This window comes from Clostridium sp. 1001271B_151109_B4 (assembly GCF_015670405.1).
In the GTDB taxonomy this organism is placed as follows: Bacteria; Bacillota; Clostridia; order Clostridiales; family Clostridiaceae; genus Clostridium.
In genome coordinates, this window is the sequence record NZ_JADPBQ010000019.1 from 1 (window position 1) to 24,070 (window position 24,070).

20 protein-coding genes and 1 riboswitch are annotated in these 24,070 nt (G+C 28.5%); of the genes, 3 read left to right on the forward strand and 17 right to left on the reverse strand.

All coding sequences use genetic code 11. The annotated features are described in order from the left end of the window. The 12 genes from I4V63_RS12380 to hflX form a co-directional block, all read right to left on the reverse strand. A partial coding sequence (locus I4V63_RS12380) for an ammonium transporter (protein WP_196001558.1) occupies positions 1 to 1,103 on the reverse strand: 1,103 nt, incomplete at its 3' end. Positions 1,104 to 1,854: 751 nt separating this feature from the next. Continuing rightward, entirely contained in the window at positions 1,855 to 2,436 is a 582-nt protein-coding gene (locus I4V63_RS12385) for a class I SAM-dependent methyltransferase (RefSeq protein WP_196001559.1), read from the reverse strand. Next, positions 2,429 to 2,959: an ECF transporter S component gene (locus tag I4V63_RS12390; protein WP_196001560.1), complete on the reverse strand. Its 531-nt coding sequence runs from the start codon at positions 2,957 to 2,959 to the stop codon at positions 2,429 to 2,431. Before I4V63_RS12390 ends, I4V63_RS12385 begins: the two co-directional genes overlap by 8 nt. A 240-nt stretch (positions 2,960 to 3,199) precedes the next feature. After that, entirely contained in the window at positions 3,200 to 3,886 is a 687-nt protein-coding gene (locus I4V63_RS12395; protein ID WP_196001561.1) for a TIGR00266 family protein, read from the reverse strand. A gap of 666 nt (positions 3,887 to 4,552) precedes the next feature. Continuing rightward, positions 4,553 to 5,173: a trimeric intracellular cation channel family protein gene (locus I4V63_RS12400; protein WP_196001562.1), complete on the reverse strand. Its 621-nt coding sequence runs from the start codon at positions 5,171 to 5,173 to the stop codon at positions 4,553 to 4,555. Between the two features lie 139 nt (positions 5,174 to 5,312). Then, positions 5,313 to 5,398, reverse strand: a riboswitch (glycine riboswitch). Positions 5,399 to 5,430: 32 nt separating this feature from the next. Next, on the reverse strand, positions 5,431 to 5,856 hold the full coding sequence (locus I4V63_RS12405) for a PIN domain-containing protein (protein ID WP_196001563.1): 426 nt from the start codon (positions 5,854 to 5,856) through the stop codon (positions 5,431 to 5,433). Positions 5,857 to 6,432: 576 nt separating this feature from the next. Then, positions 6,433 to 7,173: a YebC/PmpR family DNA-binding transcriptional regulator gene (locus I4V63_RS12410; protein ID WP_196001564.1), complete on the reverse strand. Its 741-nt coding sequence runs from the start codon at positions 7,171 to 7,173 to the stop codon at positions 6,433 to 6,435. 94 nt (positions 7,174 to 7,267) lie between these two features. Beyond that, positions 7,268 to 7,915, reverse strand: a complete 648-nt coding sequence (locus I4V63_RS12415; protein WP_196001565.1) for a YigZ family protein — start codon at positions 7,913 to 7,915, stop codon at positions 7,268 to 7,270. Further along, entirely contained in the window at positions 7,903 to 9,315 is a 1,413-nt protein-coding gene (locus I4V63_RS12420) for a PLP-dependent aminotransferase family protein (RefSeq protein ID WP_196001566.1), read from the reverse strand. Before I4V63_RS12420 ends, I4V63_RS12415 begins: the two co-directional genes overlap by 13 nt. 133 nt (positions 9,316 to 9,448) lie before the next feature. Then, positions 9,449 to 10,531: a polymer-forming cytoskeletal protein gene (locus tag I4V63_RS12425; RefSeq protein ID WP_196001567.1), complete on the reverse strand. Its 1,083-nt coding sequence runs from the start codon at positions 10,529 to 10,531 to the stop codon at positions 9,449 to 9,451. A 46-nt stretch (positions 10,532 to 10,577) separates the two neighbouring features. Next, complete coding sequence (locus I4V63_RS12430; RefSeq protein WP_196001568.1) at positions 10,578 to 12,032, reverse strand: alpha-amylase; 1,455 nt, start codon at positions 12,030 to 12,032, stop codon at positions 10,578 to 10,580. A 296-nt stretch (positions 12,033 to 12,328) separates the two neighbouring features. After that, positions 12,329 to 14,125, reverse strand: coding sequence for a GTPase HflX (hflX, locus tag I4V63_RS12435; RefSeq protein WP_196001569.1), 1,797 nt, complete (start codon positions 14,123 to 14,125; stop codon positions 12,329 to 12,331). 337 nt (positions 14,126 to 14,462) lie between these two features. On the opposite strand from hflX, the gene hpt reads away from it, so the two are divergent. Beyond that, positions 14,463 to 14,990 carry a hypoxanthine phosphoribosyltransferase gene (gene hpt, locus I4V63_RS12440; protein ID WP_196001570.1) on the forward strand — a complete coding sequence of 176 codons (528 nt, stop codon included), beginning with the start codon at positions 14,463 to 14,465 and terminating at the stop codon, positions 14,988 to 14,990. A 368-nt stretch (positions 14,991 to 15,358) separates the two neighbouring features. Here the strand turns inward: hpt and I4V63_RS12445 are convergent, their stop codons facing one another. The 4 genes from I4V63_RS12445 to yunB all read right to left on the reverse strand — a co-directional run bounded on the left by I4V63_RS12445 (position 15,359) and on the right by yunB (position 18,229). Then, on the reverse strand, positions 15,359 to 16,000 hold the full coding sequence (locus tag I4V63_RS12445) for a hypothetical protein (protein WP_196001571.1): 642 nt from the start codon (positions 15,998 to 16,000) through the stop codon (positions 15,359 to 15,361). 203 nt (positions 16,001 to 16,203) lie between these two features. Continuing rightward, positions 16,204 to 16,431: a hypothetical protein gene (locus I4V63_RS12450; RefSeq protein ID WP_196001572.1), complete on the reverse strand. Its 228-nt coding sequence runs from the start codon at positions 16,429 to 16,431 to the stop codon at positions 16,204 to 16,206. Positions 16,432 to 16,488: 57 nt separating this feature from the next. After that, positions 16,489 to 17,340, reverse strand: coding sequence for an NAD(P)-dependent oxidoreductase (locus tag I4V63_RS12455; protein ID WP_196001573.1), 852 nt, complete (start codon positions 17,338 to 17,340; stop codon positions 16,489 to 16,491). Positions 17,341 to 17,554: 214 nt separating this feature from the next. Next, positions 17,555 to 18,229, reverse strand: a complete 675-nt coding sequence (gene yunB / locus I4V63_RS12460; RefSeq protein ID WP_196001574.1) for a sporulation protein YunB — start codon at positions 18,227 to 18,229, stop codon at positions 17,555 to 17,557. A gap of 93 nt (positions 18,230 to 18,322) precedes the next feature. On the opposite strand from yunB, the gene I4V63_RS12465 reads away from it, so the two are divergent. Both I4V63_RS12465 and I4V63_RS12470 read left to right on the forward strand, forming a co-directional pair. Beyond that, positions 18,323 to 21,031, forward strand: a complete 2,709-nt coding sequence (locus I4V63_RS12465) for a transglycosylase domain-containing protein (protein WP_196001575.1) — start codon at positions 18,323 to 18,325, stop codon at positions 21,029 to 21,031. A gap of 213 nt (positions 21,032 to 21,244) precedes the next feature. Continuing rightward, on the forward strand, positions 21,245 to 22,669 hold the full coding sequence (locus I4V63_RS12470) for an alanine/glycine:cation symporter family protein (RefSeq protein ID WP_196001576.1): 1,425 nt from the start codon (positions 21,245 to 21,247) through the stop codon (positions 22,667 to 22,669). A gap of 488 nt (positions 22,670 to 23,157) precedes the next feature. Here I4V63_RS12470 and I4V63_RS12475 read toward each other — a convergent pair whose 3' ends face one another. Further along, the gene (locus I4V63_RS12475; protein ID WP_196001577.1) at positions 23,158 to 24,054 is read right to left on the reverse strand and encodes a dihydroorotate dehydrogenase; all 897 of its coding nucleotides are present in this window, start codon (positions 24,052 to 24,054) and stop codon (positions 23,158 to 23,160) included. Between the last annotated feature and the right edge of the window lie 16 nt (positions 24,055 to 24,070).

The window sequence follows — 24,070 nt, forward strand, 5'->3', positions numbered from 1 at the left end:
ACTTTAAATATTATGTATGTCATTACAATTGAATAAACAACAATTATTAAGCAACCTATTAATTGTATTGAGAATTGCTTTAATCCAGCAGATATTCCATTTACTCTTGGGTTTGCAAGTACTCCTACTAATATTGTACCTATAAATCCACCCATTCCGTGAACTCCCCAAACATCAAGTGCATCATCCCACTTCTTTCTTTCGAATTCTACACAGAAGAAGCATACTACAGCTGCTATTGCACCTATTATAAGTGCTCCTAATGGATCAATATATCCTGATGCTGGTGTAACTGTTGCAAGTCCCGCAATTGCACCTATTATCATCTCTAAGAAAGATGCTCTTTTACTATGCATAGCATACAATATTAACCAAACTATCATTCCTGTAGCTGCTGCAACTGCAGTATTTGTAACAACTATTGCCGCTGTATCTGCTGCTGCTAAAGTTCCACCTGCATTAAATCCAAACCATCCAAATAATAGTAAAGCACCACCAATTGCAACTAGTCCTAAATTAAATGGCCCTTTTTCATTTTTATACTTTCTTTTACCTAGTACACATAATGCACCTAAACATCCAAAACCTGATGTAATGTGAATTACTGCTCCTCCAGCAAAATCTACGAATCCCATCTTAGCTAAGAATCCGCCTCCCCAAACCCAATGAGCTACTGGGAAGTATATAATTATCATCCATGGAATTAATACTTTTATCCATCCACTTATAGTTAACCTATTTGCAAATGCTCCTGTCATTAATGGTGCCGTTATTATAGCAAACATTAATTGATACATAAAGAACATTATAAATGGTGTTGTACTGTTGTATGTTTCATTAATAGCAAACGTAATGTCTTTGAATGCAAAGTATTGAAGTGGATTACCAATAACTCCTCCAATGTCACTACCAAATACTAAGCTAAACCCACCAAATATCCATAACAATGATACTATACCTATTGCTATAAAAATTTGAAACATGATCGTTAAAGCATTTTTTCTTTCGACTAAACCTCCATAAAAAAATGCTAACCCCGGTATCATAATTAAAACTAGTACTGTAGCTAAAATCATGAATGCCACATCTCCATTATTAATCATAATACCCCTCCTTTCGACAAATTTTTCTTATGCTGAAATAGCACAGACAGGAGTATATCAAAATCCATTTAATTTTGTCAACGTCAGTCCAATAAGTTGAATTATTTTAAATTTTCTCAATTTTCTAATATTCTATATTGAATTTATATTTATAAACAAGTAAAAAAACTATGGAAATAGCTTAATTTGGGCTATTTCCATAGTTTTTTTAACTCAAAAAATTACATACTAAATTTAAAAATTTCACTTCATTATCTCTGCTATTTTATATAAATAATTTAATTACTAGTATTAACTAATTTATTATTAAAATATTCTAAAGTTAAATATAATTCTTGATTTACACTATAAAAAATTCCATTTTTTTCATCTTTATAAATGTAATTTCTTCCTATTAAAATTGATATTAGTAATCTCACTCAAATAATATTAAAAATATCAATTCTCTTTTTTTCAAAACACTGTCCAAGTTTTTCCTAATAAATTAACAATTATTAATATCAATAATCAAATCATTCCACTTCCGATTACATAATTTTCTCCATTAAAATCTCTTTCTAAATTTTCAACTTCAATTTTAATATTCTTTTATTTTAAATTAAAATTTTCTTACAAACTCCTTAAGATACTTTTTTATAAATCAAATTAGACCCAATAAAACTGAGCAAAACACTTAGTTTTATTGGGTCTATCAATTTAATATATTTTTTATAATTAAAGTTAATATAAAAACACTATACATTTAATTTTTTTATATAACCATATTTTTAATAGCTTCTATATAATACATTTCAGAATTATCAATAGTTTTTTCTATTTTTAAGTATTTATTTATTATTTTAGAATTATCCTCTACAGATAATAATATATCTTCTTTCACTATATCACTTTTAGAATGTACATGATTTATTTCGTCTCTGCTTTGAGAATGAGCTATTATGACCTTTCCATTTTCGTTTAATAATTCAGATAAATGTTCAAATAATTTTTCCTTATCTTTAAAATGAGGATATGCTGAATATATAAATATATAATCATATTTATCTTCATTAAAATTCATAATATCAGATACTATAAATTTAACATCTTCATCCTTATATTTTTTCCTTGCTACTTCTATCATATTTTCTGAAATATCAACACCAACTAATTTTGATGGCAATTTTTCTAGCAAATAACTAATTAATATACCTGTACCTGTACCTATATCAAGAATTTTTGAATCTTTTTTTACATTTGATAATTCAAGTATTTCTCTTATTTTTTTATCATCATGATCACATATTTCATCCCACTTATAAGCCAAACTATTAAAAAATTCTCTATTATCCATTTATCGCTACTTCTTCCTGCTTTACATGATCTACAGCCCTTAATACTACAGGTATTAATATAAGCTGAATAATTATTCCTGGTATTGCTTTAATAAAAGTTGTAGTTAAAAATGCTGTAAATACAAAACCATTTCCTCCTACTGTTAACAATATATAATTTGCTATTCCTGATACCATTCGCCCAACAACCATAGCTACAATTAACGATAGAAATATATTGCACTTTTTATCCTTATATAATAATCCTGTAAGTACTCCATATGTTGCAAGTTCAAATGCCATAGCAACCCCTGTTGGAAATATTGATGGCATTCCTAAAAGTACTGAATTAACAAAAGGTAATAATATTCCTAAAATCAAACCATATCTTTTTCCTAATATTACTTCGCATAATAAAACTAGAATATGCATAGGTAAAAATATTTGTCCTGATAAGCTAGTTACATGAAAAATATATGGTATAACTATACCCATTGCAAGAAATAATGCAGCCCATACCAAATCCCTTGTTTTTTTATTCATAAAAACTCCGCCTAATAATTTATTTCCATTTTTCAGAAATCATTTATTAACAAAATTGTATCATTTTAAATTTTTCTCAACAACCTAGGCATGGAGATATATTTCTATTTTCATCTTTAATTTCTATTATCCTTTTTAATTAGTTATTTCTAATATTTCAAATATCTCACGTATACATAGCGGTATTCAAATGCATAAAAGAAAGAGCTATGAAAATGACTGCTATTTCAATATAAATATTTAATTATTCCTTGATGCTGGTAAATAAGGTATTATTCTTTCAGCAAAACTTGGCATTGTCATAGTTTGTAGATATACTCTACCTGGACCAGTTAAAGTCGTTAAAAATAGTCCTTCTCCTCCAAATAATATGTTTTTAAACCCTTTTACCATTTTCGCATCATATTTAACACTTCTTTCATAAGCCGCTATATTTCCTGTATCTACTATTAATTTTTCTCCAGGTGCTAAATCTTTTGCTACTACACTACCATCAATTTCAAGAAATACTTTACCTCTACCTCTTACTTCTTGCATTATAAAACCTTCTCCTCCAAAGAATCCACCTTTTACACTTCTATTAGTTGTAAGTGAAAGGTTAACGCCTTGTTCTGCACATAAAAATGCACTTTTTTGACATACATATTCTCTTCCATCAGATAAATCTAACACTATTATTTCACCAGGAAAAGATGAAGAAATTGTTATTTCTCCGGGATAATGTTTAGCTGTATATGTTGCCATAAATATTGAATCACCAGACATCATACGCCCTAACCCTTTAAATAATCCACCTTTCATATTCGTATCCATTTCTATATTTTCTGTCATCCAAGTCATTCCACCAGATTGTGTATAAATACTTTCCCCTTGATTTAATCTTATTGTTACAGCCGGTAAATTTCCTCCAAAAATATTATATTCCATTTTATTTTCCTCCATTATGTTTTATTTATTATTCTATACTATTTAAATCTAAAAGCTGACTTATATGACTTGATGTAACCTTTGGTAATACACCATTCCGCTTTTCAATATCCATCTTACTTAAAATTTTCTCATTAAGATCTTATGTCAAAATCTTATTTACTTCTCTTAAATACCATCTCTTAAATTATATACAACTCTAATATATCCTAGTTTTATTTTATGTGTTGATAGTATTATTAATTCTCTTCCACAAAAAAGCATATGTATTTTTATCTTTGTATGTACTTTTTATAATCTCTTTACACATTTGTTGTAAATTTATAATATAGTATTTATTAACTTATATCAACTTATCTTTTTCTCTATTTATAGAATTATTTTTTAATATTTTACGATTTATTGCCTTTATATAAAGTAATGGCCTATTTTTCTTTAATTTTCTTGATATACTAAAGCTATTCTATAGAATTCACTAAATCACTATAAATACTTTTATAAAAAAAGAAGCCTTAAAGCTTCTTTAAATAGAAATTATATATTACTTATATTCATAATCACAAGTTATATTTGTTAAGAAAAGGTATGAGAAATAAGTTTTCTCATACCTTTTACTATTATTTTAATATTAGTCTTTTTATATTCTTTTATAAATTAAACTTCCGGTTAAACCTCTAAGAATTCACTTTCTTTACATACTACTGGTAAATTAATAGTCTTATAATAACTTACCATTCTTATAACTACTATTGCCATTATAGCAATAAATTGTGCTACCTTTATTCCAATAAACGGATAAATAACCCAAAATAAAGTAACACCTATAATTCCTGCAACGCAATAAATATCATGCTTAAATATTTGTGGCTTTCTATTTGTTATAATATCTCTTAAAACACCACCACCGACTCCAGTTATACTAGCTGCGAATATAAATAACATATAATTATAATTGCTACCAATAGCTTTAACTGCTGCAGATACAAAAAATGCTGCTAGTCCAATAGCATCTATGAAAACAAATAAATTCTTGTACTTTAGCCTTCCCTTAAAAAATATTGCAAATAAAGTTCCAGCAATAATAAATGGAAGAGTCATATAGCTTGTAAAAAATACTGGTATACCAACATTAGTAACAATATCTCTAAGTACGCCTCCACCCATTGCGGTAATTACTGCAATTATATATATTCCAAAAACATCAAATTCCTCTTCAATAGCTACTATTGCTCCTGATACGGCAAAAGCAAAAACTCCAATATACTCAAAAATCGTTATGTAGTCCAAAAAAAATCCCCCTCATTTATTTTCCAATAGACTAATTATTAAAATAATTGCGCCTCTGTCTTTTTACCTGAAAGATTCTCCTACTACATTTAAGATTGCTTCGTCGGTGTCCTTTTTTTAATTAGACTTTCCAGAGTTTTCTCAAAATTTGGTCCTTTTGCCTGAGAGTTTGCCGCACTTTCCCCTTCGGCTCTGTAAATACACAGTATCTCCCAAATTTCTCAACGAAATACCTGTAAATTATAATATATCCATAATTATAGTTCAATATCTAAAATGCTTTTAATTCTATTTTCATTTAAAATATGTTTACCTATATTAAATAACTCCTTATCTTCTGTAATTAAAGTTAAACTCTCATCAATATAACAAGCATTTATTTGTAATAAATCATTTTTTGATAAATTATTATTTTCAAATTTTCCTTTTATTTCGTAATCATATATCATAAAGAAGCCACTAATATCATTATTTTTAACTTCAATACTACAGGGTAAAAGCTTACAAAACCTTTCACTTAAAACTTCTTGCCTTCTATATATTTTTTTCTCTTTAATGGACAGTTCTTCTAAAACTTCTTTTAATATAACAACTTTATTTTCCTCTATTAATTTCTCTAAAAGCATTGAGTTATCATCCCAAAGTTTAATAATAATATTAGTATCTAATAAATATTTTTTCATTTTTAATTCTCCTTTTATCTTTATTGTGTCGCTATTATACAAATTCTTTTTCATTGACTGAAGACATTATCCATTAAAACTAACAAGTCATTATCTAAAGCTAATCTTAATATAGCATATAATAAAATATTTTAATTTAATTTATAAATTCACTTTTATTTCACAATATTTATCCTAATAGAATAAGTTGTTAATGTAAATTTTTTAAGTCCATACGAATAAAATAGGTACTGGCTTTGAAAATTCACTTATTGAAGTAATATCAAATGCTTCTGATATTTCTGCTTTTGAAAAGTATGGGGATTTAGAAGCAACCTATCTAAGATCATTATTATAGCTTAAATATTCTAACGCTAAATGGAATGCTGACAAACATGATTTTTTAAAATGAAATTTCTTACTATACAACTTTATGAAGTATTTAAATTAAATATCTCATAAATTAAAATACCTTTGGTTATTACATCAGTAACAACCAAAGGTATTTCATAGCCAAACGACTATGATTTTCCTTAGTATTCCATAGTCGATTCAATTTTCACACTTTTCGACAACTATCAAAGTCGCCCAAAACCTCTATTCATCCCATCCTTCTGGGAATTCAGCATTGTGGTAAACTTCTTGAACGTCATCATCATCTTCAAGTAAATCTAACATCTTTTGGAACTTCTTAGCTGCATCTTCATCAATTTCAGTATATGTATCTGGAATCATTTTAACTGCTGCTTCTAAGAACTCTAATCCTTCAGCTTCTAATGCTTCTCTTACTGTACCAAACTCTTCTGGTGCAGTTGTGATTATGAATACTTCTTCTTCATCTGAGTTGAAGTCTTCAGCTCCAGCATCTAAAGCCATCATCATTAATTCTTCTTCGTCAAGGTCTCCCTTTTCTATAACAATTTCACCTTTTTCTTGGAACATGAATCCTACACATCCTGTAGTTCCCATATTTCCTCCACCTTTAGTGAAAGCACTTCTTACATTCCCTGCTGATCTATTTTTATTATCAGTTAATGTGTCAACTATAACAGCAACACCTGATGGTCCATATCCTTCATAAACGATTCTTTCGTAATCAACTGCTCCTAATTCACCTGAAGCTTTCTTTATTGATCTTTGTACTGTATCATTTGGCATGTTTGAGGCCTTTGCTTTTGCTATTGCATCTCTTAATTTAGGGTTGTTATCAGGATCTGGTCCTCCATTTTTAACAGCTATCATTAATTCTCTACCTATTTTAGTAAAGATCTTCCCTCTTTTAGCATCTGCTTTACCTTTTTTATTTTGTATATTATGCCATTTTGAATGTCCTGACATTATTTCATCCTCCTAAATCTTATAAATAATCTAAAAATCCTTATTATTATATCATAATGAAAAATATTAAACAATTTTTGTGTAAATATATGAATTATAAAATTTTAAACAATCTATTTTCTTCCTTAAAATAAATATCTTCTTCACTTTTTTCAACAATAATCTTTCCATTACTTGCTTCTATAGCTTCTTTTTCAATTTCATCTGCAACTGAAACTTCTGCTAAAATATGAACTATAACTTTATCAGTATATTCTGTATCTTCAATGTGCCAATTATTTTGTCCACAAAAATATTGCACTTTACCTATCATATCATAATCTAAATGTAAAGAAACCTTCACACCTTGAACTTTCTCAACTACACCACCAGCTTTTAATGCTATAGATGCTCCCTTTGTATATGCCCTAGTAAGTCCCCCTGCACCAAGTAATATCCCACCAAAATATCTTGTTACAACTACTGCACAATCTGTTATATCAGATTTTTTCATTACCTCTAATATTGGAATACCTGCTGTTCCTTGTGGTTCTCCATCATCACTATATCTTTGTATCCCCATATTTTCACCTATAACATACGCCCAGCAATTATGTCTTGCTTGTTTATGCTTTGACTTTATCTCGGCTACGAAAGCTTTTGCTTCTTCTTCATTTTCTACCCTCTTAGCATATCCAATAAACTCTGATTTTTTTTCAATAAAACTATCTTCACCATATTCTCTAATCGTTATATATGCCACTGATCTAACTCCTCCTTAATAATGTCAATTCCCCTTGATATTTCATCTTCATTAACTTGCGAGAATCCTATTTTAAAATAACTTTCTCCTAAATTTAATCCTCTATAAAATATCGTTCCTGGAGTAATATAAACACCTTTTTCCTTTAACTTATAAAATAATTCTTTTGATTGTATATTTTTATTTTTTATATTTAAATAAAAACTTAATCCACCTCTTGGATCCATAAATATTACATGACCCTTAAGTTTTTCATTTATTAACTTTTTCATTAACTCATATCTTTTTATATAACCATTTTTTAAGTCATCTATATAGCCAATCCAATAGCCTTCTTTAATATACCTCTCTAATGCTCTTTGCATTAGTGTAGATGTAGCTATATCCGTATTTATTTTCGAATTTTGAATACTTTCTCTAAATTTCTCTGGACATATTATATACCCAAGTCTTATACCTGGCAAAAATATTTTCGAAAAACTTTTTATATAAATAACCCTATCATTAGTATCTAAAACTCTAAAAGGTTCATGTTTTATATTTTCATCAAATATTAATTCTGATAAATAATCATCCTCTATTATATAAAAATCGTATTTATTAGCTAGTTCTAAGATTTTAAGCTTCTTTTCTTTACTATAGCTAATCCCAGTTGGATTTTGAAAATAACTCATAGTATAAAAACATTTTATTTTATTTTTCTTAAGAACTTCTTCAAACTTTTTAATATTAATACCATCTTCTTCAATTGGTATTTCAAATACATTAGCCCTTCTAAACTTAAATACTGATAAAGCACCAGCATAAGTTGGTTTTTCAACGATAACATTATCATTAATATTTAATATGGCCTTGGAAGCAATATCTATTCCTTGCTGAGCTCCTGATACAATTAATAAATCTTCAACATTTAAAGAATTATTCCAAAATACTTCATTAATTGTACTTCTTAATTGTGAATATCCAAAAGCTTCTTCTTTAATCAAAGCTTCTGCTCCATCTCTATCTAAGACTTCATTAATAACCTTTTTAAATTTATTTATTGGGAAATTAACTATTCTTGAGCTTTCACCAGTAAAATCAATAATATTGCTATCATATTTATTTTTTATTAACTTTATTTCTTTAGAATATTCTTTCTTAAAGTAATCTACTATTTCTCTCTTTTTAGCAAATGTTCCTGAACCCATCTTCTGATATGCATAACCTTCAGAAACAAGCTTATTATAACAATTTACTACTGTTACATTATTAACTTTTAAAGACTTAGACAATTCCCTTATAGGAGGAAGCTTATCTCCATCTTTAATAATTCTAGAATTAATTAACTTTTTAATATTTTCTGCTATTTGAACATATTTAGGCTCATAATCATTAAAATCAATACTATACTTTTCCATCTTCTCTCTCCCAATAAATTAATACCTCAAATCGTACTCATACAATTTATTATAAAAAATTTAATATCCTAGGTCAAATAAAAAGGCTGTATCAGAAAATAAATTTATCTGATACAACCAACTATTTAACTAACTATTTATCACCAATAGCTTCAAATGTATTTTGAATAAATACACCTAATGATAGCAAAATACAAATAAACACTGTAAACCCACCAACATAAGGGATGAATGTAATTACCTTAACAATTAGCGTAAATATAATTGCTGAAAGATATGCATTCATATTTTTTAATACAAACCTACCAAAGATAATACCTGTGAATACTGGTGCTAAATATATTAGTATTCCATAAATAATTAAGCTTATTACCGAAATAGGAATTCCAACAACTGTAATACATAATAAAATTGCAGCTATAGGCAAAACTATTAAAGTTGCAAATCCAATTAAGAATGGTAGCCAAGCCCTATGTTCTAATTTTTCACATGCTCTATTGTTATATCTACTACAAAATAAAGTTATTAACACACAAAAAACAATTGCAGTTATAAGACTTATAATTTTTCCTACAATATTAATTCCAGCAAATAAACTCTCATTGTCATAATCAGTATTGATTTTGCTAAAATTGATTTTGCTATTATCAAAGTTTCCTAATATAATAGGATCCTCTTCTGCTCTTACTTCAAATGTTCCATCTACTTTTGCATTTTCACCAATTATTAATTTACTACAATTAACTTTTACATTACCAGTAATTGTTCCATTTATTGTAACTGTATCAGCATTAACAAATAAATCTTCTGCTTCTCCGTTAAAATTCACGTCTCCACTTGCCAGATATATCCCTTTTGCTTTTGTTCCATCTTTGATTTCAATACTAGCTGCTGCTGCATTTATATTTCTTTCTACATTTGAATTAATTGATATTGTTGCCCCGGCAACCCTAATACTTCCCCCTACATTTTCTGTCTCAATAGTAATGTTATTTCCTGCTACAAGAATGTCTGCTTGAACCCTCCCTGCAAATTTTAAATTATTTCCTATTGCATATACGTCAGATTGAGCATCTAATGTTTCATTAATATTATTATCCGTGAAAAACTTATTTGACGCACTATCTAAAGTATCAGCATAAGCACTAAATGAAAAACTGCTTATTAATAAAAAACCAATAGCAAATAGTACAAAGCGCTTTAAATTTACCCTCATTAATAATTTCCCTCCTAAAATTTCCTATACACTATAGTATATCACATTATAATGTAAAATTCTTCATAATCCAAACTGCTACACTTCCATTTTTTACTTTAAAATTGCCATAACCTTCATTATCGATTAAAATTTCTTCCTCGCTTCCCCCTAACGCATCAATAAATTTTTTACCAGCATATTTTTTACTAATATACATTTTCTTTTCTCCACCTAACCTATTAGTAAGCAAAACTGCCAACCCAGAATTTTCATATTCATCTATGCCCTCTCTAGTCCATCCAATTATGTTTTTATCATTAAAATAATCATATTGTTCTCCATAACTTAATCTTTTCCTAATTTTCAATAAAATATCCAGACATTTTCCAACTCCATAATATGCTGAACTTGGAATCCCATAATAATCTCCATAAAATACACAAGGATATCCTTCAATTCTTAATAATATTAATGCATATGCAATTGGCTTAAACCATGGTTCTACCCAAGATTGTAGAGCACTACCGATTTGTGTATCATGATTATCTACAAAAGTTACCGCCTTTGTCGAATTTCTCTCAACAAGAGTTCCTTTAAAGATATTTCTCATATCAAAATCCCCATTACTCCTTGATGCCTCATAAAAATTAAAATGTAAAGGAACATCAAATAGAGACATTACATTTTTAGTATTTTTTATATAATTTAATAAAACATCTACATTAGGGTGCCAATATTCACCTACAGCAAATAATTCTTTTCCACTTTCCTTTCTTAAATACGTAAGCCACTCAACAAAAAAATCATAACTAATATGCTTAACTGCATCTAACCGAAATCCGTCAATATCAGTAAACTCTAAATACCATTTTCCCCATGATTTTAATTCTTCAACAACTTCTCTATTTGAAAAATCTAAATCTGCACCCATCAAATAATCATAATTTCCATTTTCATTATCAACATACTTATTCCATTCTTTACTTAAAAATTTATATATACTATTTCTTTTTGTTTTATCATCATAATCAATACCATCAAAATCATTCCAATCCCATTTAAAATCCGAATACTTATTATTTCTTCCCGTAAAGTTGAACTTTGTCCAAGCTTTGATAACCTTCGTTCCACTAATAGGTATATTCCTATTAAAAAATTCTTCTTCGCTTGCTTCAACTTCTTCAACATCATCTCCACCCATTTTATGATTTACAACAATATCAGCATAACACTGAATATTATTTTCTTGTAATTTTTTAATTGCTTGTAGATATTCATCCTTACTACCATACTTTGTTTCAACTGTTCCCTTTTGATTAAATTCACCTAAATCATATAAATCATACGCTCCATATCCAACATCATATATTCCACCAATTCCTTTATATGCCGGTGGAAGCCATAATGCAGTTATTCCTAACTCTTTCAAATTTTCTGCTTCATTTAATACTTCATTCCACAATTTACATTTTGGTAGTAAGAACCACTCAAAATATTGCATCATAGTTCCATTAAACATGTAAATACCCCCATAATTCACCTTAGTTTATATAAAAGATGGCCCTAATATTGCTAAATATCAATTATTCATTTAAGTACCTATGAATAGTTTTTATGGTATTATTAGAATAATTCATATTTTTAAAATAACAATATTAGGGCCTATGTTAAAAAGAGACTACTTAAAACTAATTTATCTCATTGTTACAAACATGGATAATCTCACCTCATCTTTAGTATATAATGAACTCATCTTCATGGACACTTATACTAAAACTAAGAATTTTTTAATCTTAAGTAATCTCTTATTAACTATTACATTATTATATTTATGATGTAATCCTTTGATTTATTATAACTTTCGTCATCAACTTCAACAATCATAAAAGTACCATTTTCTCTATACTCTTCTTCTAAGACTCTTCCATTTCTATGAAGGAAAGAACTCATATCACTTCTATCATATGGAATTAAATACTCACACTTCTTCATTTTATAAGGAAGATTTTCTTCAATAAGCATTAATAATTCTTCTAAATTAATACCTTCTCTTGCTGAAATTTCTATTGTATCATATTCTGCTGTTGCTTCTTTAATTGCTTCTATTTGTTCTTCTGTAGCCTTATCAATTTTATTTAAAACTAATAATGTCTTCTTATCCTTAGCTCCTAATTCAGATAAAACTTCTTCAACAGCTTTAATTTGCTCTAAAGCCGTATCACTTGATGTATCAACAACATGACATAAAAGGTCAGAATAGATAACTTCTTCTAATGTTGATTTAAATGCCTCTACTAAGTCATGAGGAAGCTTTCTAACAAAACCAACTGTATCTGTTAGCGTAATTATCCCTTTATTCTTAAGAACTATTGCTCTAGTAGTTATATCTAATGTAGCAAACAGCATATCTGCTTCAAATACCTTTTCTTTTCCTGCAACTTCTTTTTGTGATGCTACATCACAAAGGGCATTTCTTAATGTTGATTTACCTGCATTAGTATATCCAACTAAAGATACCTTAGGAATGCTTTCCTTATTTCTTTTTTCTCTTTGAGTTTCTCTTATTTTTTTGATTTTCTTTAATTCATCATTTAAATCATATATTTGTTCTTTTATATGTCTTCTATCAGTTTCTAGTTTCTTTTCTCCAGGTCCCTTAGTACCTATACCCCCACCAGTTCTTGACATTATTGTTCCTAAACCTTGAAGTCTACTCATTCTATACTTTAACTGAGCAAGTTCAACTTGAATTTTAGCTTCTCTAGACTTTGCTCTTCTTGCAAATATTTCAAGTATAAGTGTTGTTCTATCAATTACTTTAGCTCCAATAGCTGCTTCTAAATTTCTAACTTGTGAACCTGATAATTCATCATCAAATATAACAACATTAGCTCTTAACTTTTGCCTTAATTGAGCAATTTCAAGAACCTTTCCTCTTCCTATATAAAATGCTGCATCAATTTTACTTCTACTTTGATATACACTTTCAAGTACTGGTATATCACAAGCTTTTGTTAGTTCCTTAAGTTCTTCTAAACTTTCTCTTGTATCTGAACCAACTAAGATTGCCTTTTCTTCATTATCTTCAATTATTTCCTTTTCTTTTACTAAAGAGTCAATATAATTTATTTTGTTTAAAATATGAATCTTTGTAATTTTATCAAGAGGTATATTACCATCTTCCTCATAATCTAGCTTATCATCTGTTACAGTAAGCATACCTAATGAACAATCTAATATCTTACCTTCATAAATTCCAATTGCTACAATAGCATCCAGCTTTAATTTAATTAATGCGCTAATATCTAATGCTGATAAATTACTCATTCCATTTGGATGTGTATGAATAATTCTTACTCCTGCTAGCCTCTTTTCACGAATATCTAAAGTTTCAATTTCAACAGATGTTGAATCGCCAATTGCTATAGATTTTATGTTTCCTCTTCTATCAATTGCAACACTTACTTCTCTTTCAATAAATGCTGATACTCTAGAAATAACTTCAATTATTTCCCTTGAACAAACTTCATCCTTTGGACATTTAACTTTATATAATCTATCTAATTCTTCTATAGCAGATTTTTTTACTCCATCTATATTTCCATATATCATATTTTCACCTCAATTTAAAAATTGTTTATATATCTGGTAAGTAAACTCATTAATATGTTTCCCCATGATATATAAACATATAATTTTTCATGAAATTTTATTCAATTCCATATTTCACTATATTTTATCTTATTCTAATTTAAATGTAAATAATTCTATCTCTTAATAGTTGTCAAATTTTAAGTTGCAAAACTCATAAAAACTTGCTAATATTTATATTATTATTAAAAATATTGTCTAAAAAATTTATTTTTTAGTTTCTTTTTAATAACTGATTATTAGAATAGTTTTTTTCATATAATAATGTAGTAATGATATCGTAATGGAGGGTTTTAACATGGAAGATAAAAAACGTAACATTCTTTTCTCTGAAGAACAAATTAAAGCTAGAGTAAAGGAACTTGGTGAAGAAATAACAAAAGACTATGAAGGTAGAGAAGTTTATATATTACCTTTATTAAGAGGAAGTTTTGTTTTTGGAGCTGATATCTTTAAAGCTTTAGATTTAAAAGCAAAAGTTGGATTCATGACAACTTCAAGTTATGGCAATGGTGAAGTTAGTACTGGTACTGTAACTGTTGTTAATGATATTCCAGATAATATAGAAGGCCTTGATGTAATAATAGTTGATGATATTATCGATACTGGATATACAATGGAATTTGTTATAAACCACGTAAAAAAATTAGGTGCTAAGTCTGTTAAAACTTGTGTTTTACTTGATAAACCTTCTAGAAGAAAAGTTGATTTAAAACCTGATTATTGCTGCTTTGAAATAGAGGATTTATTTGTAGTTGGTTATGGATTAGACTACGAAGGTTACTATAGAAATGTTCCTTATGTATTTAACTGGGAAACTAAATAATTAATAAACATAGTTAAAGCTAGTGATTACAATGACTTCACTAGCTTTTCATTCTCACTTATCATTAAAATTTATACCCAATTTGTACCCTTTTTCTAAAAATATATTAATTTCCCTTTTCATTTACTTCACGACCATAAAATTCTTCATTCCAAATCTTGATTAGTTCACTATTCTTTTTTAGCCTCCTATATGAATCATTTGCTATCTGCTGAATTCTTGAAGGAAGTAACATTTAACAAAGAAAGTAAGCTAGAAATGGAGTTGTATGACTATCTAATTAAACAAAGTAAATTAGTGTGGAAGGGTAAGCATATTAAATTACTTATACAAAAATAAAAGGCTGGAAACTGATCCAGCCCTTTATTTTAGAACCCTAATAAAGTATATATATTTCTTTGAACCTCATTATCCATTACTTCTAACATATCTTCTCTATCATATTCGTACCAATCTTCGGTAAATCTAAAAAAATCTTTGTAATATTCGCTTTGAATAAGATAGTCTGCTTTTGTATAATCATTCATTAAATGGCCAACTATTCTACAATTTTCATTAACATCTCTAAGCAACAAATCATATCCACCTATACCTTGAACTACTATTCTTTTTTCATCATTAGGAATTGTATTAAAATTAGAATCTTTAAGCTCAATAGATAATAATTCATCACTTGAAAATACTGCTAATTTAAAATTATAAGAACCACATTTTGGGCATTCATCATGTCTATTGTCAAAGAAAGAAACTCCGCATTTAGTACAAGTTACTAAATAACCATCATCACCATAAAGTAATTCTGTGTTTTCTTCATTAGTTATAATCCCATCACCTGTTGTTGGATTTGCTTCTGTTCTAAATAATCCATATTCTTCTGTATATTCTGTTTTAGCATCGGTTTTATGATAGTCAACAGCAATAAAAATTCCGTAAATTATCATTATAGCACTTAATATTATAGCTATTACTCCTATTGCAAAAATACTTTTTTCTTTAACACTTTGTTTCATAAATAAATCCCCCTTCTATCTTAATAACCAACTGAACTTAATCCATATTGAATTTGTTCTTCTTGAGTTGGTTCTGAAACATTGTTAACTTCGTTATTTGTTCTATTTTTTTCTATTGTATTTTTTAGTTCTTCCATTGTGTTTTTTACTTCTTTGTCAGTAAAGTTTTGTTCTTCTAAATAGCTTCTTATATTCCTGATTCCTCATCTTTCATCATAATATTGGTTTTCAGCTATTATACAAGCAATATCTTGCCTGTCTATATTTGATTCATTTACAGCTTCTTTAATAACATCCAATGAATAACCCTTAACGTAAAGGTCTCTTTGTAATGCAGCAGGAGTAGCATACCCCCTTAACTTTCCACTTCTTAAAGTTTTAGCAATATAACTTTCATTCAGAATATCTCTATCTTCTCCAATTATTCCCACTTAAATCGCTTTATGTCCCTCTCAAATGTTTATATTATTTTTTCTGTTACACTTTATTTATAAATATTTTTCAATAATGCTTTGAGTTCCCATATCCTCAAGCCCATCTTTAGCTAATTCCTCATACATTTCAAGTACTTTATTAAGTATAGGAAGATTTTCTCCTTTTTCATCCATTACTTCCTTAGCAATTTTCATATCTTTTATAAAATGCTTATTGAAAAATCCTGGTGCATAATCTTTTTCAATCATCTTATATCCATTATTTTGCATCTGCCAGCTTCCTGCTGCCCCCTTAGATATAGCATCTAAAACAGTTTTCGTATTAAGTCCTACCTTTTTTGCATAAATAATAGATTCTGCCACAGCTGCAACTGTTCCTGCTATGGCAATTTGATTGCAAGCCTTACAATTTTGACCACTTCCTATTTCCCCAAGATAAATTATATTTTTACCTAAACATTCAAATAAACCATACATTTCATCAAAATCTTTTTTATCTCCACCGACCATTATTGATAAAGTTGCATTCTTTGCTCCAATATCGCCACCAGAAACAGGCGCATCTAAAATATTAAACTTCTCACCTAAATCATATATTTTCTTAGCCAATAATGGTGATGAAGTTGTCATATCAATTAAATATGTACCTTCTTTTGCGTATTTAAATATACCTTCTTCACCTAAATATACTTCTTCAACGTCCTTTGGATATCCTACAATAGTGAATACTACATCTGCATTTTCTACACATTCTTTAATAGTACTTGTAACTGTAATTCCAAATTCTTTTAAAGGTTCACACTTAGAAATTGTTCTGCTAAAAGCAAAAACATTATGTCCATTTTTAGCTAAGTTTATTGCCATATAACTTCCCATGACCCCTATTCCTATCCATGCTATATTCACATTTCCAATCCTCCTTTTTATTTCCATTTTTATTTCCTTTTTTATTATATGTCATAAATTTCATTAAATCAATTTAGTAATTAAATAATAAATTTAATTAGAACTTAAAATCATATTCAAATTTATTATTTAATTTAATATACTACATTTTTTATAACCAAATATATGTATATCTCTTAAAAATAAAAAAGTGGATTACACCACTTTTTTATTTTTAATTAGATCCATTCATATTTATTGCTGTGTCTGGAATTTTTCCTACTATTATAGTATCAGAAATTGGAATTTGAGTTGTAACTTCTATTTCATCACTATGGAATGGTACAACAACTCTTATTTTTGCCTCTACATTTAAATAAATTTTATGTCTTGTTTGATTAATTCCTGCACTTTCAAATTCTGATTCATATGATGTAGTTATATTACCTACTTGTTGCATTTTTACTGTAATTTTAGGTCCTATGTTATAAAACATAATATTATTAGTTAAATACCCTAATGGTATTTTAACCCCCAAATCACCAAGTTCAGATAACTTTTCATCACAATTTAATACAACTTGAGACGCTAAATAATTTTGCTTAGCAGTATCTGCTCTTATCATAGTTATATTTCCTTCACTATCTTTTTCTATATTTATAATATCCTCATAATTAAAATTATCAGAAAAAACCTTAACACTTTCTTCATTTATAATTCTTACTGCTTCAGACTTCATCTTAACTTCGCCAACACTAAGTACAGATGTTAATATCCTTTTGCTAAACATATAAAAAACTCCATTAAACAACATAATAAGCAAAACAATTATTAACAGTCCATATGGAAATTTACTTCGCTTAGTAGCTATTTTATAATGATATTTAGGTTTTTTTGTATAATACTTCATACTCTCACCCTAATAGTTATTATTTTACTATTACAATTAATATGCTATAATTGAATAGAATATTATATTTTATATAAATAAAAGGAGGAACTAATGGCTAAAGATTCTAATAAATCAAAAAGTCCAAAAGAAAAAGTAGTTAAAACAAAAAACAAGAAAAAAACCTTAAAAAAGAAGCCATCTAAAATTAAAAGATTTTTTAAATACTTTTTCCTTACAATATTAATTCTAGGATTATTAATCGGTGTTGTAGGCGTTGGATATGTAGTCGCTGTAATTAAAACAACACCTTCATTAGATGTAAATGCTATTTATAATTTAAATCAACCATCAATGGTATATGATGATCAAGGTGAATTTATAGATGACGTACCATCAACTGAAATCAGATATATTATTTCTTATGATGAGATGCCTCAAAATTTAATTAATGCATATATATCAATAGAAGATGAACGTTTTATGAGTCATGGTGGTATTGATATTAAGAGAATTTTAGGCGCTGCTGCCAGAGATGTAATGGTTATATTAGGTAAGCAAAATGGAATACATGGTGCTTCTACTATTACTCAGCAATTAATAAAAAATACTCTTTTATCATCAGAAGCTGCTACAGAGTCAAGTCCGATAGATCGAATTAATAGAAAAATAAAAGAAATAGTTTTAGCTGTTCAATTAGATAAAGAATTAAGCAAAGAAGAAATTATTAGAACTTATTTAAATACTATCCCTTTAAGTGGTCATATTTATGGTGTAGAAGCTGCTTCAAAATATTTCTTTGGTAAAAGTGCTAAAGATCTTACACTACTTGAATGTGCTTATATTGCAGGTATTACCCAAGCCCCTACTACTTATAGTGCTTATAATACCGGTGCTTCAAATTATCCTAATGGATATATTAACAGAACTAAAACAGTGTTAAATAAAATGCTTGAGTTAGGCTATATTTCTCAAGAAGAATTTGATGTTGCTTATGCTGATGCTGAAGCTAATAACTTTAATTTCAAAAAACTAAATACCGATTCTCAAGTAAATCATGAATGGTTTGTATATCCTGCCATTGAACAAGTAAAAGATGATTTAATTGAAAAGTACAAGTATACAGAAGACGAAGCAAAAAAATTATTAGTAAACGGCGGATTAAAAATTTACACTACACTAAATGTTGAAATGCAAAATGCAGTACAAGAAATATTAAATGATAGAACAAACTTACAAGTAGATGATACTTCTGTTGATGAAACTGACAGTTACGGTGTTCCATTATTACAAGCATCAGCTACAATAATAGATTATAAAACTGGTCAAGTTAAAGCACTTGTGGGAGGTCGTGGAGATCAACCACCAACTTCACTTAATAGAGCTTATTCTGATCTAAAATCTATCGGTTCAACTACTAAACCATTAACAGTTTATGGACCTGCAATTGATACAAAACTAATAACTGCAGGTACTCCACTTGATGATACTTCAGTTTCTGATGAAATACTTAAGAAGTATAATTTTGGATCTGTAATACCTAAAAATGCTAATGGCTCTATGGCTGGATATGTTACTGCAAGAGAATCGTTAACATATTCAAAAAATCTAACATCAATTAAGACTGTAGATATGCTAGGTTTAGATACTGCTATAGATTATGGTGAAAAATCTGGTCTTAAATATGCACCTGAATCTCATACAATGTCAGCATTAGCACTTGGTCAATTTGAACAACCAACAGGAAATAGAGATGGTGGTAATACTACTATTTTAGCTTCAGCATATGGTGCTTTAGGAAATAATGGTGTAAGATATGAGCCAATACTTTACACTAGGGTCGAAGATGCTAGTGGTAATGTATTATTAGAAAATGAACCTGAGGCAATTAATTTATTCTCACCTCAAACATCATATATTCTTTATGATATTTTAAAAGGTTCTTCTAGTAGTGCAGAATTTAGTGATATTCCTGTGGCTGGTAAAACAGGTACAACTAACTCTTCCGATAATTTCTGGTTTGCTGGAGTAACTCCATACTATTCTGGATCTGTTTGGATTGGATATGATGCTCCAAAGAGAATGAGTGGTAAGAGCTCTAGCGCTGCATCTTTATTTGGAAAAATAATGGCTGTAGCTCATGAAGGCTTAGAATATACAGATATAGAAGCTCCTTCTGGTCTAGTTCAAGCTACTGTTTGTAAGGATTCTGGTAAGTCTCCTACTGACTTATGCTACCAGGACCAAAGAGGTAACAGAGTTAAAACTGAATACTTTATTAAAGGAACTGAGCCAAAATCAGTATGCGATGTTCACGTTAGTATTGCTGTAAATAGCTCAAATAACAAATTAGCTACTAAAAATACTCCTGCAAGCCTTCTAGTAAATAAAGTATTTATCAAAAAACCTAATGCAAATCCAAATGCAGATGATTATCCTTTTGTTGTACCAACTGAAGAAGATAATACAAAAGCAGAAGAATATATTGACTTATCTCAAATAGGGTTAAGAGCAAATATGGATTTATTAGATGCTATTGTTATATTAAATAACAGAGGAATTAAATACTCATTCGATGGTCTTTCAGTTTCTGGTAATATTACATCAGGACAATACACACTAGTTTCATATACAGAAAAAATTAAATCTGGTGAAACTGTAGAGCTTAAAATAAAAGCTACTACTAATACTCCTGATGAGGATATTGGTAATAACGATGATACTAACGATACTACTAATGATGATGCTACTACTACTCCTGACTCTGATACAGATGCACAAAGAAACTCTATAACAGATATAATAAACGGAATATTTAATTAATAAAAAATAAAGGCAGTACGAAGTACTGCTTTTATTTTTTAGTTTTATGAATTTTATCCTGCATCTATATTCATTTTTTTCAATAATAATATCATTTTTGTATTTTAAAAGTGCTTTTTTGAATAATTCAATCTCCCTTCTTGCATTTTTCTTTTTTTTATTGTATACTATAGAAAAGAACTGGAATTATCTTATAATTAAGGGGGAAAATATATGGATTTTATAAATGAGTTTATCTTATCTATTAATGATTTTATTTGGACTTATATTCTTATTGCAATGCTCTTAACAATCGGAGTATATTTCACATTTAAAACTAAATTTGTTCAATTTACTAATTTTAAAGAGATGTTTAAATTACTTAGTGAAAGTACTAATTCAAAAGGAAAAACTAAAGGACAAGTCTCTTCATTCCAAGCATTTTGTATAGGTACTGCTTCGAGAGTTGGTACTGGTAATTTAGCTGGTGTTGCTTCTGCAATTGCTATAGGTGGTCCTGGAGCCGTTTTTTGGATGTGGCTTATTGCACTAATTGGTTCAGCTTCAGCCTTCATTGAATCAACTTTAGCTCAAATCTATAAAGTAAAAGATGGTGATAGCTTTAGAGGTGGCCCTGCATACTATATGGAAAAGGGATTAAAGAAAAAATGGATGGGTGTATCATTCTCTGTTCTTATTATTGTTTGCTTTGGATTTGCATTTAACTCTGTTCAATCTAACACAATTGCAGCTGCCTTTAATTCATCATTTAATGCAAACAAATTACTAATCGGTATTATATTAACAGTGTTAACATTAATAATAATATTTGGTGGAGTAAATAGAATAGCTAAAATTTCAAGTATTTTAGTTCCAGTAATGGCTGTTGCTTATATAGTTATTGCATTATTCATTATAGTGATTAACTTCAAAGAAATACCTAACTTATTCAAAACAATATTTGAAAGCGCTTTTGGATTTAAGCAAGTAGTTGGTGGTGGTATAGGTGCTGCTTTATTACAAGGTATAAAAAGAGGTTTATTCTCTAACGAAGCTGGTATGGGATCTGCTCCAAATGCAGCAGCTACTGCTACAGTATCTCACCCTGTAAAACAAGGATTAATTCAAACTTTAGGAGTATTTACTGATACATTAATTATTTGTACTTCTACAGCTTTTATTATTCTATTATCAGGAGCGCCATTAGATGGATCAGTAAAAGGAATAGAACTTACTCAAATGGCATTAATTTCTCAAGTTGGTTCTTGGGGTGGAACATTTATAACTATTTGTATATTATTATTTGCTTTCAGTTCAATTATAGGTAATTACTATTATGGTGAAACTAATATACAATTTATCTCTGATAAGAAGATATACTTATATATCTATAGAATCTTAGTTGCTGCAATGGTTCTATTTGGATCAATTGCATCAATGGATTTAGTTTGGAACTTGGCTGACGTATTTATGGGCTTAATGGCTATCTTAAACTTAATTGCAATAGTAATGTTAAGTAAGATTGCTATATCTGCATTTAATGATTATATAGCTCAAAAGAAAGCCGGAAAAGATCCTGTATTCTATGCCTCTTCTATAAAAGAACTTGGTGACGAAGTTGAAGAATGGCAAAAAGATGATCAAGAATATATAGCATAAAGAAAAGCTTTATCAAAACCTAAGTTTTGATAAAGCTTTTTTAGCAACTACTAAATACACTTATGCATAATGTTATATGTATTTATTTTTTCTTATCCCCCACTGCACAATTTGAATTACTCCGAACTAAATAGCATCTTAAATAAACTAATCTGTTTATAACTATATGTAAATTATGTAATATTTACTGTATAATTGTACTGTATTACAAAAATGGGTCATATATACGGATTTCGGCGAATCAATAGGCAATATATTATCATATGCATTATTAATTTTTTACTATAGTATTTATTTTTTATTTATTAAAATTACTGTTAAACATACTATAATATCACTTTTACCTAATTTGAAGTCAGAGCTCAAAGAGTACATTTCTGAAACAATAAAAAAATGTGAAATTGATAAAAATAAAATAACTTTTACTAATACACTATTAAAATAGAGCTATAAATGTATTTACATCTATAGCTCTATTTTATGTTACTTTATATTATTCCTACTATTTCATTAATATCTTTAATACCTTGTTCTCTGCAGAATGCTTCCATTTCTTCAATAATTTCTTTTCCTGCCATTGGATTAAAGAAGTTCACTGTTCCTATTTGAATTGCTGATGCACCTGCCATCATGAATTCTATAGCATCTAACCCTGTTGTTATTCCACCTAAACCTATTATAGGTATTTCCACTGCCTTAGCAACTTCATGAACCATTCTTAGAGCTACTGGCTTAACTGCTGGCCCTGATACCCCTGCATATACATTATTAAATACAGCTTTTCTCTTATATGGATCTATTGCTAACCCCTTTAATGTATTAATAAGAGATAACGAATCTGCTCCTGCTTCTTGACATTTAATAGCCATATCTACTATATCCTCTGCATTAGGAGATAACTTAACCATAAGTGGCTTATCAACTATTTCTTTAGCTTTCTTAACAACTTCATAAGCAACTTCTGATTTAATTCCAAAAGCCATTCCTCCACTCTTTACATTAGGACATGATATATTAAGCTCTATCATATCAATATCTGTTCCTCTAAGTTTTTCTAATGCAATTTCATAATCTTCCATACATCCGCCACCAACATTTGCAATAATGTTAGTTCCTAATGCTTTCATCTTTGGAAGTTCTTCTGCTATAAATCTATCTATTCCTGGATTTTGAAGTCCAACTGAATTCATCATTCCTGATGGTGTTTCAAACACTCTTATTCCATCATTTCCTGCCTTTTCATTTAAAGTTAATCCTTTCGATGAAATACCACCTAAAATTCCTACATCATAAAAATTATTATATTCTGCTCCAAAACCAAAGGTTCCTGATGCTGCTATTACTGGGTTTTTAAAATCTAATCCATTTATATTAACTTTTAACATTTTATCTTCTCCTTTG

Bases quoted from the DNA above. Each gene is read 5' to 3' on its own strand.
- I4V63_RS12385 (WP_196001559.1), bottom strand. From the start codon at position 2,436: ATGGATAATAGAGAATTTTTTAATAGTTTGGCTTATAAGTGGGATGAA.
- I4V63_RS12390 (WP_196001560.1), bottom strand. From the start codon at position 2,959: ATGAATAAAAAAACAAGGGATTTGGTATGGGCTGCATTATTTCTTGCA.
- I4V63_RS12395 (WP_196001561.1), bottom strand. From the start codon at position 3,886: ATGGAATATAATATTTTTGGAGGAAATTTACCGGCTGTAACAATAAGA.
- I4V63_RS12405 (WP_196001563.1), bottom strand. From the start codon at position 5,856: ATGAAAAAATATTTATTAGATACTAATATTATTATTAAACTTTGGGAT.
- I4V63_RS12410 (WP_196001564.1), bottom strand. From the start codon at position 7,173: ATGTCAGGACATTCAAAATGGCATAATATACAAAATAAAAAAGGTAAA.
- I4V63_RS12420 (WP_196001566.1), bottom strand. From the start codon at position 9,315: ATGGAAAAGTATAGTATTGATTTTAATGATTATGAGCCTAAATATGTT.
- I4V63_RS12425 (WP_196001567.1), bottom strand. From the start codon at position 10,531: ATGAGGGTAAATTTAAAGCGCTTTGTACTATTTGCTATTGGTTTTTTA.
- I4V63_RS12430 (WP_196001568.1), bottom strand. From the start codon at position 12,032: ATGTTTAATGGAACTATGATGCAATATTTTGAGTGGTTCTTACTACCA.
- hflX (WP_196001569.1), bottom strand. From the start codon at position 14,125: ATGATATATGGAAATATAGATGGAGTAAAAAAATCTGCTATAGAAGAA.
- hpt (WP_196001570.1), top strand. From the start codon at position 14,463: ATGGAAGATAAAAAACGTAACATTCTTTTCTCTGAAGAACAAATTAAA.
- I4V63_RS12445 (WP_196001571.1), bottom strand. From the start codon at position 16,000: ATGAAACAAAGTGTTAAAGAAAAAAGTATTTTTGCAATAGGAGTAATA.
- yunB (WP_196001574.1), bottom strand. From the start codon at position 18,229: ATGAAGTATTATACAAAAAAACCTAAATATCATTATAAAATAGCTACT.
- I4V63_RS12465 (WP_196001575.1), top strand. From the start codon at position 18,323: ATGGCTAAAGATTCTAATAAATCAAAAAGTCCAAAAGAAAAAGTAGTT.
- I4V63_RS12470 (WP_196001576.1), top strand. From the start codon at position 21,245: ATGGATTTTATAAATGAGTTTATCTTATCTATTAATGATTTTATTTGG.
- I4V63_RS12475 (WP_196001577.1), bottom strand. From the start codon at position 24,054: ATGTTAAAAGTTAATATAAATGGATTAGATTTTAAAAACCCAGTAATA.